General features: G+C 71.9%; 8 protein-coding genes. 5 read left to right on the top strand and 3 right to left on the bottom strand.

Going from position 1 to position 14,400, the window contains the following annotated elements; genetic code table 11:
- The first annotated feature begins 40 nt into the window (after positions 1-40).
- Entirely contained in the window at positions 41-796 is a 756-nt protein-coding gene (locus tag AB0J55_RS17165; protein WP_364248825.1) for a helix-turn-helix transcriptional regulator, read from the top strand.
- On the opposite strand, the gene AB0J55_RS17170 is transcribed toward AB0J55_RS17165, so the two are convergent.
- Together AB0J55_RS17170 and AB0J55_RS17175 are read right to left on the bottom strand one after the other, a co-directional pair.
- Complete coding sequence (locus AB0J55_RS17170; RefSeq protein WP_364248827.1) at positions 786-1,430, bottom strand: class I SAM-dependent methyltransferase; 645 nt, start codon at positions 1,428-1,430, stop codon at positions 786-788. The two genes, AB0J55_RS17165 and AB0J55_RS17170, sit on opposite strands and share 11 nt — an antisense overlap.
- A gap of 41 nt (positions 1,431-1,471) precedes the next feature.
- Entirely contained in the window at positions 1,472-3,103 is a 1,632-nt protein-coding gene (locus tag AB0J55_RS17175; RefSeq protein ID WP_364248829.1) for a tannase/feruloyl esterase family alpha/beta hydrolase, read from the bottom strand.
- Between the two features lie 148 nt (positions 3,104-3,251).
- On the opposite strand from AB0J55_RS17175, the gene AB0J55_RS17180 reads away from it, so the two are divergent.
- Complete coding sequence (locus AB0J55_RS17180) at positions 3,252-7,580, top strand: GH92 family glycosyl hydrolase (RefSeq protein ID WP_364248831.1); 4,329 nt, start codon at positions 3,252-3,254, stop codon at positions 7,578-7,580.
- A gap of 47 nt (positions 7,581-7,627) precedes the next feature.
- Here AB0J55_RS17180 and AB0J55_RS17185 read toward each other — a convergent pair whose 3' ends face one another.
- A complete protein-coding gene (locus AB0J55_RS17185; protein ID WP_364248833.1) occupies positions 7,628-8,575 on the bottom strand; it encodes a WYL domain-containing protein in 948 nt (315 codons plus the stop codon).
- Between the two features lie 94 nt (positions 8,576-8,669).
- Between AB0J55_RS17185 and AB0J55_RS17190 the strand changes: the two genes are divergently transcribed.
- The 3 genes from AB0J55_RS17190 (at position 8,670) to AB0J55_RS17200 (ending at position 14,348) form a co-directional block, all read left to right on the top strand.
- Positions 8,670-9,065: a RidA family protein gene (locus AB0J55_RS17190; RefSeq protein ID WP_364249535.1), complete on the top strand. Its 396-nt coding sequence runs from the start codon at positions 8,670-8,672 to the stop codon at positions 9,063-9,065.
- A 79-nt stretch (positions 9,066-9,144) separates the two neighbouring features.
- Positions 9,145-12,267 carry a GH92 family glycosyl hydrolase gene (locus AB0J55_RS17195; RefSeq protein ID WP_364248835.1) on the top strand — a complete coding sequence of 1,041 codons (3,123 nt, stop codon included), beginning with the start codon at positions 9,145-9,147 and terminating at the stop codon, positions 12,265-12,267.
- Positions 12,264-14,348, top strand: a complete 2,085-nt coding sequence (locus AB0J55_RS17200; protein WP_364248837.1) for an FUSC family protein — start codon at positions 12,264-12,266, stop codon at positions 14,346-14,348. The genes AB0J55_RS17195 and AB0J55_RS17200 overlap by 4 nt, the downstream gene beginning before the upstream one ends.
- The last annotated feature ends 52 nt before the right edge of the window (positions 14,349-14,400 follow it).

The raw sequence follows: 14,400 nt of genomic DNA on the forward strand, positions 1-14,400 counted from the left end.
CGGCGGAAGCGGTGGCCGACCACCGGTAGACTGCCACGTCATGCCCGATGGCCGCCAACCTGTGTCGCGGATCTGGCCGTCCGGCGGGGTGCACCTGTGGCCGCCGGGCGGGGCCAGCGAGGCCGACGCCCACGACCGGGGACATCTCGTCTACGCCGCCCGCGGTGTGCTGTCGGTGCACACCGAGCGGGGGACGTCGATCGTGCCGGCCAACCGGGTGGCCTGGACGCCGGCCGGGTTCGTCCACCGGCACCGGGCGCACGGCCGCACCGACATGCGGATCGTGTTCCTGCCGGCGTCCCTGGCCCGGCTCGTGCCCGGGCATCCGGCGGTGTTCACGGCGTCGGCCCTCGCCCGCGAGGTGCTGCTGGCCCTGACCGGTCCGCGCGAGTACGACCGCGCGGCGAGCGCGCGCCTGCGCCGCGTGCTGGTCGAGGAGCTGCACGAGGCCCCGGAGCAGCCGTTGCAGCTGCCGGAGCCCCGCGACGACCGGCTGCGGGCCCTGGCGCGGGTGCTGTACGAGACACCCGGGGACAACACGCCGCTGGCGGAGCTCGGGCCGCGGGTCGGCGCCAGCGCCCGCACGCTGAGCCGGCTGTTCCACGCCGAGCTGGGCATGACGTTCTACGCGTGGCGCACGCAGCTGCGCATCCACCACGCCCTGGTGCTGCTGGCCGACGGCCACGACACGGCGCACGTCGCGCACGCCTGCGGGTGGGCGAACCCGAGCCACTTCATCGCGGCGTTCACGGCCGTGGTCGGGACGACGCCCGGCCGGCACCGGGCTAACGGGTGAAGGTGGCCCAGTAGCGGGCGCCCTCGCGGACGGTCTCCAGGCTGACCAGCCTGACGCCGTCCTGGGCGACGGATTCGACCTCCGGGCGGCTGAACGGCCACGGCGGGCTCTGCCAGTTCGCCATGTCCATGTTCTCCTCCGCCACCTCGCACACGATGGCCGTGCCGCCGGGGGCAAGGAAGGACGCGAGCGATTTCAGGGCCGCGGGCCGGAAGTCCCGCGGCATGGCCTGGATGTTCATGATCTCCACGACCAGGTCGAACGCCTGGTGCCAGGCGGTGGGCGGGTCGAGCAGGTCCGCGACCACGTAGTCCACTGTGGACTCCGGGAACCGCTCGCGGGCGGCCGCGACCGCGGTCGGGGCGACGTCGAAGCCGGTCACCGCCCAGCCGTGCGCCGCCAGCAGTTCCGAGTCGTCGCCCAAGGCGCTGCCCACCACCAGCGCGCGGCGGCCTTCGCCGGGGTGCCCGGCCGCCCAGGCGGTCAGGTCGATGCCCGGTTTGCCGCGGGTCCACGGGACTTCGGCTTCGCCGCGGGCGGCGGCGGTGTAGAGCTGGTCGAACCAGCCGGTCGGGTTGCCTTCGGCGAGGGAGGCGCGGGCGAGTACGCGGTCGGCGGGTTCCGGCGTCGTCATGATCGCGACTGTAGCGACGACGCCGGAACCGTGTGACCGGTTTACGGCGCGACCGGCCCCGGGATCGCGTAGAGCGGGTCACCGGCCCAGTGGACGACGTCGTGCGGCGGCGTCACCGGCGGTGCGGGCCGGAAATTGGCGGCGTCGTCGACGCTGCCGGTGCCGTCGTAGACGGCTCGCTGCGGGTAGGCGAACACCGGCCGGGTGCGGGTGACGTGGCCGTCGGCGTCGCGGCCGGTGGCGGTCACGCGGGTGGGTGCGGTGCCGCGTTCGACCCAGGCGACCAGCTCGCGCAGCGGGTCGAACTCGGTGAGCGTGGTGCCGCCACCGCAGTGGTAGAGCGAGGGGACCATGAACAGCCGCACGGAGTCCTGGGGCCGGCCGTGGGTGAGGCGCTGGTAGTAGTCGAGCGTGCCGGTGGGCGGGATGGCTTCGTCGGCCCAGCCGTGCCAGAGCACGAGCTTGCCGCCGCGCCGCTGGAACGCCGACAGGTCGGTGCTCATCGCGTTGTAGCGGACGCCGACCGGGGTCAGGCGGTCGAAGTCGCGGCGGGTGAAGGTGAAGGTGTCGACGGTCGTCGCGGGTGCGCCGATGGGGTAGCCGAGGTAGCGCAGGTAGTTGTCGGCCAGGCTGCGGGCGAAGGCGACGCCGCCGGTTTCCGGGGTCGGGATGATCCAGCCGGCCCAGGACAGCTCGGAGCCGGGCTGCTGGCCGCCGGGGTAGAGCAGGGTGCCGTGGGCGTCGGTGGGCGGGGAGTACAGCTTGCGGGTCGCGGTGACCTGGGCCGGGGTGAGGCAGGCGGGGGTGTCGGGCCCGGTGCAGGTGAGCGTGGCCGGGTCGAAGCGGCAGGCGCGGGGGTCGTCGAGCTGGCCGTCGGCGAGGCCGTCGAGGCGGTCGCAGGCGGCGACGACGGCGTTGTGGAGGGCGGGCAGCTTCGCCGCGGTGAGGATCGGGGTGCCGTCGGCGGCGGTGTTCACCCGGGCGAGCCACGTCTGGTACTCGCCGAGCAGCGGATCCCAGTCGCCGGCCGGGGCGCCGGCGACGATGCCGTCGAAGTCGGCCGGGTAGCGCTGGGCGAGCAGGAGGCCCTCGCGGCCGCCGTCGGAGCAGCCGGTGAAGTAGGACTTGCGCGGTGGTGCGCCGTAGAAGGCCTCGATGATCGCCTTCGACGCGCGCGAGACGACGTGGGGTGCGCGGTATTCGAAGTCGGTGCGGGCGGCCTGGTCGTGGGCGCCCCAGCTGCCGTCGTCGACGACGGCGGGGGTCTTGCCGACGTGGCCGTCGTCGGTGGCGGCGACCGCGACGTCGCCGCCGTGGGGCAGGCCGCAGTCGGCGAACTCGGGCGGGTTGACCAGGCCGCAGAAGCCGCCGCAGCCGTACTGCAGGTAGCGCCCGGCGTAGGTCCTGGTGGGCAGCCGCAGCTCGAACCGGACGGCGGGTTCGACGTAGCCGGCCACGCCGCAGTACTCGGGGTCGGTGGCGGTCGCGGCGACGACGGCCGCGGAGGTGACGTGCGTGGCGGCGCCCGGGAGGGCGAATCCGCGGACCAGGGCGGCGCAGGTGGTGACCGGCCGGACGGCGGAGCCGGGCGCGGCGGTGGCGGCGGCCGGGGTGAACGTGGTGGTGGCGAGCGTGAGTGCGGCGACGGTGGCGAAGATCTTCAGTGGTCTCATCGGTCCCCCGTTTTCGGCGTTGTCTGTTTTTGGCCAGGTTTGCCGGGCGGTCTTGACATCGATGTCACCCGCGCGTTTCCCTTCGTTGGCGCCGCCGGTCCCCGCCTGCGCGGCGCTGCTGAATCCGCCCTCCGAGCTTGGAGCAACGATGCCCCGAAGCGCCAGACCGCCGGTCGCTTTCCTGGTGACCGCCGCCGTGGTCGCCGCCGGCCTGGTCGCCCTCCCCGCGGCCTCGTCCGCCGCCGAAGACGCCCTTCCCCCCGACTTCTCCTCCTCCTTCGAGGCGGGTGACGTCCAGCCGACGTGGACCGACACGGTCGACACCGACGCGGCGGGCAAGCCGCGCGCGTCCGGCGTCAACGGCGCGAACGGCACCACCATCCCCGGCGACATCCGCGGCAAGGTGACCGAGACCAGCGCCAGCAGCGAAAACACCAGCGGCGGCGAGGTGGTCTCCAACCTCGTCGACGGCACCACCGACACGAAGTGGCTGTCCTGGGACCCCACGGCGTGGGCGCAGATCACGCTGTCGGAGCCGACGTCGATCACGCACTACGCGATCTCCTCGGCCAACGACTTCGCCGAGCGCGACCCGAAGGACTGGACGCTGCAGGGCTCGAACGACGCCAGCGCGTGGACGGACCTGGACACGCAGACCGGGCAGTCGTTCGCCGAGCGGTTCCAGACGAACAACTACAAGCTGGCCGCTCCGACCACGGCGTACAAGTACTTCCGGCTGAACGTCACCGCCAACAACGGCGGGCCGATCCTGCAGCTGTCGGAACTGCTGCTGGCCAACGACGAGCCGGCACCCCCGCCGCTGCCGAACATGCGCAGCTTCGTCGACTCGGGCCCGACCAGCGGGTACACGAACAAGAACCGCGTCGGCTTCACCGGGCTCAAGGCGTTCCGCTACTCGGGTAGCCAGACCGCGGCCGGGCACGGCTGGTCGTACAACAAGATCTTCGACGTGAACATCCCGGTCGTGCCCTCGACCGAGCTGTCGTACAAGGTGCAGCCGCAGTTCATCACCGGCGACCTGAAGTACCCGAGCACGAACGTCGCGATCGACCTGGCCTTCACCGACGGCACCTACCTGCGCGACCTCGGCGCCACCGACCAGTACGGCTTCCCCCTGACCCCGGAGGGCCAGGGCGCGTCGAAGGTGCTCTACGCCAACCAGTGGAACCTGGTGCGCTCGGCGATCGGGCAGGTCGCCAAGGGCAAGACGATCGACCGGATCCTGGTCGGCTACGACAACCCGAACGGGCCGGGCACGCTGCAGGGCTGGCTCGACGACGTCAAGGTGTCGGCGACCCCGACGCCGCCGGCGAGCACCCGCCCGAGTGACAACGTGGTCACGACGCGGGGCACGATGGCCAACGGCACGTTCTCCCGGGGCAACAACTTCCCGGCCACCGCGGTGCCGCACGGGTTCAACTTCTGGACCCCGGTCACCGACGCGAACGCCGACAACGGCGACGTGCGGTGGATGTACAACTACCACAGCCAGAACAACGAGCAGAACCTGCCGGAGCTGCAGGCGTTCAGCGTCAGCCACGAGCCGAGCCCGTGGATGGGCGACCGGCAGACCTTCCAGGTGATGCCATCCGCGGCCACCGGGGTGCCGGACGCGAACCGTGACGCCCGCGCGCTGGCGTTCAAGCACAACAACGAGGTCGCTCGCGCGCACTACTACGGCGTGCAGTTCGAGAACGGGATCAAGACCGAAATCGCGCCGACCGACCACGCGGCGATGTTCCGGTTCTCCTTCCCCGGCAGCGACTCCAGCCTGATCTTCGACAACTTCAAGAACCAGGGCGGGCTGACGCTCGACACCGCGAACGGCACGCTGTCGGGCTTCACCGACGTCAAGAGCGGCTTGTCGGCGGGCGCGGGCCGGATGTTCGTCTACGCGACGTTCGACAAGCCGGTCACCGCGGGCGGGAAGCTCACCGGTCAAGGCCACGACGACGTCGCCGGCTACCTGCGGTTCGCCGCCGGCGCCGACAAGACGGTGAACATGCGGATCGCGACGTCGCTGATCAGCGTGGACCAGGCGAAGAAGAACCTCGCCATGGAGATCGCCCCCGCCGCGACGTTCGACACCGTCCGCGACGCCGCGCAGCGGACCTGGGACGACCAGCTGAAGGTGATCGAGGTCGAGGGCGCGTCGAAGGACCAGCTCACCACGCTCTACTCGAACCTGTACCGGCTGTTCCTCTACCCGAACTCCGGGTTCGAGAACACCGGCACGCCGGAGAAGCCTGTCTACAAGTACGCGAGCTTCGTCTCGCCGAAGACCGGCGCGGACACCCCGACGCAGACCGGGTCGAAGATCGTCGACGGCCAGACCTACGTCAACAACGGGTTCTGGGACACCTACCGCACGACGTGGCCGGCGTACTCGCTGCTGACCCCGGACATGGCCGGAAAGATGATCGACGGCTTCGTCCAGCAGTACCGCGACGGCGGCTGGATCTCCCGGTGGTCGTCGCCGGGGTACGCGGACCTGATGACGGGCACCAGCGCGGACGTCGCGTTCGCCGACGCCTACCTGAAGGGCGTTAAGAACTTCGACGTCAAGTCGTTCTACGACGCGGCGCTGAAGGACGCGACGGTGACTCCGCCGAACAACGCGGTCGGCCGCAAGGGCATCGACGAGGGCATCTTCCTCGGCTACTCCCCGAACACCGCCGAGCACGGGTTCTCCTGGTCGATCGAAGGCTACGTCAACGACTTCGGCATCGCGAACCTGTCGAAAAAGCTCTACGACGAAGCTCCCGCGAGCGACCCGCGCAAGCAGGAGTACCTGGCGAACTACGAGTACTTCACCAGCCGCGCCCAGCATTACGTGAACGTGTTCGACCCGAGCGTCGGGTTCTTCCAGGGCCGCGACGCCGCGGGCAAGTTCAGCCGCTCGCCGCAGGAGTACGACCCGCGGGTGTGGGGCATCGACTACACCGAGACCGACGGCTGGGGCATGGCGTTCTCCGTGCCGCAGGACGGTCAGGGGCTGGCGAACCTCTACGGCGGCAAGGCGGGCCTGGCGAACAAGCTGGACGCGTTCTTCGCCGACCAGGAGACGGCGAACTTCCCGGGCTCCTACGGTGGCGTGATCCACGAGATGCGGGAGGCGCGGGACGTGCGGATGGGCCAGCTCGGCCACTCCAACCAGGCCTCGCACCACACGCTCTACATGTACGACTACGCGGGCCAGCCGTCGAAGACACAGGCGAAGGTCCGTGAGGCGCTTTCGCGGCTCTACACCGGCAGCGAGATCGGCCAGGGCTACGCGGGCGACGAGGACAACGGCGAGCAGTCGGCGTGGTGGACCTTCAGCGCGCTGGGCTTCTACCCGCTGCAGATGGGCAGCCCGGACTACGCGATCGGGTCGCCGCTGTTCAAGAAGGCCACGATCCACCTGGCCGGCGGCAAGGACCTGGTGATCAACGCGCCGAAGAACAGCGCGAAGAACGTCTACGTCCAAGGGGTGAAGGTCAACGGCAAGGCGTACTCCTCGACGTCGCTGCCGCAGGACCTGATCGCCCGCGGCGGGACGATCGACTTCGCGATGGGCCCGAACCCGTCGAACTGGGGTACCGGCCCGGGCGACGCGCCCAAGTCGATCACCACGGGTGACGCGGTCCCCACGCCGCTGCACGACGAGACCGGCGCCGGGAAGGGCACGCTGTCCACTTCGGACGGCTCCGACGCCGGTGCGCTGATCGACAACACCTCCCGCACGCAGGCCGCCGTCACCGGCGCCCTCCAGTACCAGCTGAACTCGACCGACGAGGCCGTCACGCACTACACGCTGACGTCCCAGACCGGTGCGGGCGACCCGAAGAGCTGGGTGCTGAAGGGCTCCTACGACGGCAAGACGTGGGCGGTGGCCGACAAGCAGGAGAACCAGGCGTTCACCTGGCGGCAGCAGACCCGCGCGTTCAAGGTGGCCGCCCCGGCGCACTACGCCTACTACCGGCTCGAAGTGACCGCGACCAGCACCGGCGCCCCGGCGCAGCTGGCCGAGTTCGAGCTGCTGGGCAAGCCGGACGCCGCCTGCACGAAGACGATCACGGGCGCGTCGAACGGCCCGCTGTCGGTGACGAGCGGGACGGTGTGCCTGCAGGACGCGACGATCTCGGGTCCGGTCACCGTGGGCGGCGGCGCGTCGCTGATCGTCCGCGGCGGTCAGATCAAGGGCCCGCTCGCGGCGACCGGGGCCGGCCAGGTGGTGCTGAACCGCACGAAGGTCGGCGGTCCGGTGGCGATCACCGGCGCGACCGGGCAGGTGTCGATCGAGCTGACCGACATCGGCGGGCCGCTGGCCCTGACCGGCAACCACGGACCGGTGCTGACCTCGAGCACGGTCGGCGGCCCGCTGGCGTGCGCGGTGAACAACCCGGCACCGACGGACCACGACCTGCCCAACACGGTGCGCGGCCCGGACGTCGGGCAGTGCGCGAAGAGGTAGTTCCGCGGTAGTGCGGTGAAGGCCATCCCGAGCGATCGGGGTGGCCTTCACGCATTTCCGGCGCCGTAGCGGGTGGCGATCGCCGTGGCCCGGTCACGCAAAGCCGCGCGCACCGACTCCGGCGCCAGCGCTTCGGCGTCCGTGCCCAGCTGCCACAGCGCCCACTCCGCGTGCCAGGCGTCCTGGTAGGTCACCTCGAACCGCAGCCAGCCGCTCTCCTCCGGTTCCTCCGCGCGGACCGCCACCGCCGTGCTCAGCAGGTCTTCCCGGCGGGCCGGGCGCACCCGGACCCGCGCCGTGAGGTGGCCGTCGGCGAGGAAGGCGGCGCAGCGTTGCCGCCAGAGGCGGTCCAGGTCGACCTCGTCCGGCCGCTCGGCCGGTTCGGGCAGCTCCTGCGCGGCCAGGATCCGCGACAGCCGGTAGGTCCGGTCCGCACCGGCCCGCGTCGCCAGCAGGTAGCCGCGGTCGCGGACGGTGACCAGGCCGATCGGGTCGACCGTGCGCCACCGCGGCTCCTGGCCCGCGGCCGCGTACCGGATGCGCAGCCGGCGCCCGGCGAGCACGGCCCGGCGGACCTCGAGCATCGCCGGGTGGTCCACCTCCTCGGTGACGGGACGGCGGGAGAGCAGGTCGGTCTCGGGTTCGACGAGGAAGCGCGCGGCGGTGGCCACCTGGGCTTCGGGCAGGGCGTCGGCCACCTTGCGCATCGCCGAAGCCCGGGCCGGGCCGAGGCCGAACGCGCGCCCGGTGGTCAGCAGGGCCAGGGCTTCGTCGTGGTTCAGGCCGGTCAGCTCGGTCCGGAAGCCCGGCAGCAGCGCGAACCCGCCGTGCCGGCCGCGTTCGGCGTAGACCGGCACGCCCGCCGCCGACAGCGCGTCGATGTCGCGCAGCACCGTGCGGGTCGACACCTCCAGCTCGCGGGCCAGCACCTCCGCGGTCAGCCGCCCCCGCTGGCGCAGCAGCAGCACCAGGGACACCAGCCGATCGGCACGCACCCGCAGAACCGTAGCGAATACCCGACACAGGATGTCGTGATTGCCCGGAAAGCTCCACGCCGCAGTACTCGCAACGAACGGAGCTGATGTGGCACTGGAACGAACGGCGGTCAACCCGGTGACGTGGTCGCTGGAACTGGGGTTCAACCAGGGGGAGGTCGTCCGCGGGGCGACCCGGACCCTGTACTGCTCCGGGCAGACGTCGACCGACGCCGAGGGCAAACCCCGGCACGAGGGGGACATGGCCGCCCAGCTCGCGCTGAGCCTGGACAACCTGGAGGCCGTGCTCACCGAGGCCGGCATGGCCCTGGCGGACCTGGTCCGGCTCACCGTCTACACCACCGACGTCGACGGGCTGTTGCCGCACTACGGCGTGCTGGCGGCCCGGCTGGGGGCCGCCGGGGTGGCCCCGGCCACCACGATGCTCGGGGTGAACCGGCTGGCGATCCCCGGCCTGCTGGTCGAGCTGGAGGGCACCGCCGCCGCCTAGAAAGGACACTGCTGCCCGCCCCGGGGCGGGCAGCAGTGTTCAGCACGCTGCGCCGTTCGGCGGCGGTTACGGTGGGCGCATGTCCGACGCCGTGTTCTTCTCGTCCTTCGAAACCGGGGACCCGCAGCCGGCCGACCCCGGCCTGCACGTCGGCGCCGGCCCGGACCGCTCCCCCACGGCCAAGACCGGCGCCGGCTTCACCGGCACCCGCGCCCTGCGCTACACCGAGCGCACCGAAGCCGTCCTGTTCGAACTCGACGTGCCCGCCACCGGGCGCACCGAGCTGTCCTATGTGGTCTTCCCGGTCGCCGACGGCGACATCCCGGCCTACCACGCCACCCGCGTCAGCCTCGACGTCGAGTTCGCCGACGGCACCACCGCCGGGTTCGAACCGGTCGACGACAAGACGCTGTGGGTGGACCAGTGGAACCACATCCGCCGCCCGCTGGGTGCCTTCGCCGGGCGCCGGATCGCCCGGATCGTGCTGCGCACCGGCGCGCCGGGCGAGATCACCGGCTGGCTCGACGACGTCCGGATCGCCGAGCCCCCCGACCGGCCGCGCGACCCGGTCGACTGCGTCCGCACCACCCGCGGCACGCACTCCAGCGGCGAGTTCTCCCGCGGCAACACCTTCCCGGCCACGGCGGTGCCGCACGGGTTCAACTTCTGGACCCCGGTCACCGACGCCGGCGTCACCAACTGGCTCTACTCCTACCACCGCCACAACGACGAGCGGAACCGGCCCGCGCTGCAGGCCTTCGCGCTGTCGCACCAGCCCAGCCCGTGGATGGGCGACCGGCACACCTTCCACCTCATGCCCGGCACCGGCCCGGTCGAGCCCCGCCGCCGCAAGCGCGCCCTGGCCTTCTCCCACGACGACGAAACCGACGCACCGCACCACTACGGCGTCCGGTTCGCCAACGGGATGACCGCCGACCTCGCGCCCACGTCGCACGCGGCGATCATGCGGTTCACCTTCCCGGACAAGCACGGCTGGCTGCTGTTCGACAACGTCGGCAACCGCGGCCGCCTCCGCATCAACCCCGACACCGGGGTGATCACCGGGTACACGACGGTCCGCAGCCGGCTCTCGGCCGGGGCGCGCCGGATGTTCGTCTACGGCGTGACCGACGCCCCGGCCACGCGCGGCGCGCGCGTGCGGCGCCCGCCGTGGCGGCGGGTGGCGGGCTACTTCGAGTTCGACGGCCCCGACGTGACGCTGCGGATCGCGACGTCGCTGATCAGCCTCGCCCAGGCCCAGCGCAACCTGGAGCTGGAGATCCCGGCCGGGACGACCGTCGACGAGGTGAAGGCGCAGGCCCGCCAGCTGTGGCAGGACGAGCTGGGCCGCATCGAGGTCGAAGGCGCCACCGAAGACCAGCGGACCACGCTGTACTCGAACCTCTACCGGCTGTTCCTGTACCCGAACATCGCGCACGAGACCACGCCGAAGGGGATCCGGCACGCCAGCCCGGTCGTGCGCCGGTGGTGGCCGAGCACCCGCCGCCGGACCGGCGCGAAGGTCGTCGACGGCGAGCTCTACGTCAACAACGGCTTCTGGGACACCTACCGCACCACCTGGCCCGCCTACGCCCTGCTCACCCCCCGGCGCTGCGGCCGGATGATCGACGGGTTCGTCCAGCAGTACCGCGAAGGCGGCTGGATCGCCCGCTGGTCCTCCCCCGGCTACGCGGACCTGATGACCGGCACCAGCTCCGACGTCGCCTTCGCCGACGCCTACCTCAAGGGTGTCCGCGACTTCGACGTCGAGGCCGCCTTCGACGCCGGCGTCAAGAACGCCACCGTCACCCCGCCGCGCCGCTCGGTCGGCCGCAAGGGCCTCGAGGAGTCGATCTTCCTGCACTTCACCCCGGTGACGGTCCACGAAGGACTGTCCTGGGCGCTGGAAGGCTGCATCAACGACTTCGGCCTGGCCAACCTCGCCGACGCCCTGTCGCGGGAAAGCGACGGGCCGCGAGCCCGGATGTACGCCGACTACGCCGCCTACTTCCACGAGCGCGCGAAGCACTACGTCCACCACTTCGACCCCGAGATCGGCTTCTTCCAGGGCCGCCACCGCGACGGCCGCCGCAAGTTCGCCCCCGAGGGCTACGACCCGGCCGCCTGGGGCGGCGACTTCGTCGAAACCAACGCCTGGAACACCGCCTTCACCGCACCGCACGACGGCCCCGGCCTCGCCGCCCTCCACGGCGGCACCGCGGCACTGGAAGCCAAACTCGACACCTTCTTCGCCACGCCGGAGACCGGACGGCGGCCCGGCGCGTACGGCGGCCTGATCCACGAGATGACCGAGGCCCGCGACGTCCGGATGGGCCAGTACGGCCACTCCAACCAGCCCTCGCACCACATCCCCTACGTCTACAACCTCGCCGGCGCCCCCGCGAAGACCCAGGCCGTCGTCCGGGAGGTGCTGCGGCGGCTCTACCTGGGCAGCGACATCGGCCAGGGCTACCCGGGCGACGAGGACAACGGCGAGATGTCGGCCTGGTACGTCTTCAGCGCCCTGGGCTTCTACCCCCTCGCCGTCGGCAGCCCGCGCTACGCGATCGGCTCACCGCTGTTCGAAAAGGCGACCGTCCACCTCGGTGACGGCAAGAAGCTGGTCGTCCACGCCCCCGGCAACACCGACGAAACCGTCTACGTCCGCGGGCTCACCGTGAACGGCGAACCGCACGAGGCCACCTCGATCGCCCACGCCACCCTCGCCGCCGGCGCCGAACTCGTCTTCGACCTGACGACCGAACCCACCGCCTGGGGCGCCCCGCCACCGCCCGCCGCACACCCCGCCCCGGTCACCGACCTCACCGGCACCGCCACCAGCTCCGACGGCACGAAAACCGGCGCGCTCTTCGACGACACCACCCGCACCCAGGCCACCTTCCGCAGCGCCACCCCGGCGATCGAGTTCACCGTCACCGGCGAACCCCGCGAAGTCACGATGTACACGCTGACCTCCGGCGACCGCCGCGGCGACCCCAGCGCGTGGGTGCTCGAAGGCTCCGACGACGGCACCGCCTGGTCCACCCTGGACGAACGCCACGACGAGCTGTTCCGCTGGCGCCGCCAGACCCGCCCGTTCACCCTCGCCACCCCGGCCGCGCACACCCGCTACCGGCTGCGGATCACCGCCACCCGCGGCCGCCGCACCACCCTCGCCCAGTGGGAGCTCCTCGCCCGATGAACCACCTCCGCACCGCCGCCCTCGACCGGTTCGCGGCGGCCGACCCCGGCCTGGTCCGGCTGCGGCTGGCCGGCTCCGCCGTGCTCGGCATCGTCCTGGCCGTGGCCGCGCTGTTGCCCGCGCACGTCCCGCTCACCGTCATGCTCGTCGGCGCCATCGCCGCGATGATGACCGCGTTCACCGTCAACGACCCCACCCCGGGCGCCCAGGCCGTCACCCTCGTCCTGGCCTTCCTCACCGGAGCCGCGTCGATCACCGTCGCCAGCCTCGGCTCCGGCCTGCCACCGGCCGACAGCATCGTGTTCGTCCTGCTGATCTTCGTCGCCGTCTACGCCCAGCGCTTCGGCGCCCGCGGCACCGCGCTCGGCTCGATCGCCTTCTTCCTGTTCTTCTTCCCGATGTTCCTGCAGGCCCACGTCAAGCAGGTGCCGCAGCTGCTGATGGCCCTCGCCGTCGGGGTGCTCGCCAACGCCGTCGTCCGGTTCGTCCTGCTGCGGCACAACCCCGAAGCCGAATTCCTGCGCGTCCGCCGCGCCTTCCGCGCCCGCCTCGCCGCCGTCGTCCGCGCCACCGAGGCCTACCTCGCCGTCAACGGCAGCGAGCGGACCCGCAAGCAGCTGCGCTCGGCACTGGCGCGGCTGCACGAATGCGTACTGCTCATCGAAGACGCCGCCCCCGACGTCGTCGACGCCCGCGCCGCCGACCGGCTGCGCCGCCGCGCCATCGAGGTCGAACTCGCCGTGCAGTGGCTGGCCATCACCATCCAGCGCACCTGCTCCGACGAACTCGGCCCGGACGTCCGCGACGACCTCATCGCCCGGCTCGCCCGCTTCCGCGCCCTCATGGAACGCGACCCGCGCGAACTCCCGCTGATCAGCCAAACCGGCGAATACAGCCGCATGCTCGTCGAAGGCAGCCGCATCGACGAACACGCCGCCCCCGGCGACGGCGTCCGCAAGGCACTCGCCGAGCTCGCGCTGGCCGACGACCGGGCCCAGCGCGCCGCCGCACCGGAAACCACCGCAGACCCCCTCGAAGACGAGGACGAAGAACCGGAACCCCGGCTCGCCTACGACAACCGGACCCGCAGCGCCATCCAGGCCGTCGTCGGCGGCGGGCTCGCCGTGCTCGGCGGCGAACTCGTCTCCCACCAGCGCTGGTACTGGGCCGTGCTCACCGTCTTCGTCGTGTTCATCGGCGCCTCCAGCGCCGGCGCCACCTTCGTCAAGGGCGTCCGCCGCCTCGGCGGCACCCTGATCGGCATCGTCGGCGGCGTCCTGCTCGCGCTGCTCGTGGGCGGCAACACCGCCGCCACCCTCGCCCTGATCCTCGTGTGCGTCTTCGGCATGGTCTACACCGCGCGCGTCTCACAGGTGGTGATGGCGTTCTTCGTCACCAGCATGCTCGGCCTGCTCTACAGCCTGCTCGGCACGTTCAGCCTCGAGGTGCTCTGGATCCGCGTCGCCGAAACGGCCGTCGGCGCTGCCGCCGGCATCCTCGCCGCGGTCGTCATCGTCCCGGTCCGCACCCGCTCGGTCATGCTCGACGACATCGCCGAAGTCCTCGACGACCTCGAGGAGTTCCTCGATCACACCCGCGGCCTGCTCGCCGGCGAGGAGAACGTCAACGTCATCGAACTCTCCCGCGACCTCGACCGCAGCGTCGAACAGGTCCGCACGACGGTCGAACCGCTGACCCACCCGGTCAACCTCCGCAGCGCCCGCCGCGACTACGGCTGGCACGTGCTCACCACCCTGGAAACCATCGCCTTCCGGGCCCGGCACGTCGCCGCCCGCGCCCAGCCCGGCCAGCTCGCCGGCCCCGACGCCGACCGGCTCCGGCGGTTCACCGGACGGCTGCTGGCCAACATCGACGTCCTCCGCAAGGCACTGGCCGCCCCGGGTGGCCCCACACCCGGCACGCTCGTGCGCGACGACGGCACGCCCGTCTCCGACCGCGTCGAGCAGGCCGAAACCCGCGCGGTCCTGTCCAGCCTCAGCCACCTCGACGAGGCCCTCGTCGCCCTCGGCCGCGTCTTCGGCGTCGACGCCACCGACCCGCGGGCCCCGGCGAAGCCGTGACCGGCCGGGGCGGCGCAGCTTTCCCGCCGCGCCGCCCCTCTGGACCTCCGGT

This window comes from Amycolatopsis sp. NPDC049688 (assembly GCF_040674975.1).
GTDB lineage: Bacteria > Actinomycetota > Actinomycetes > Mycobacteriales > Pseudonocardiaceae > Amycolatopsis.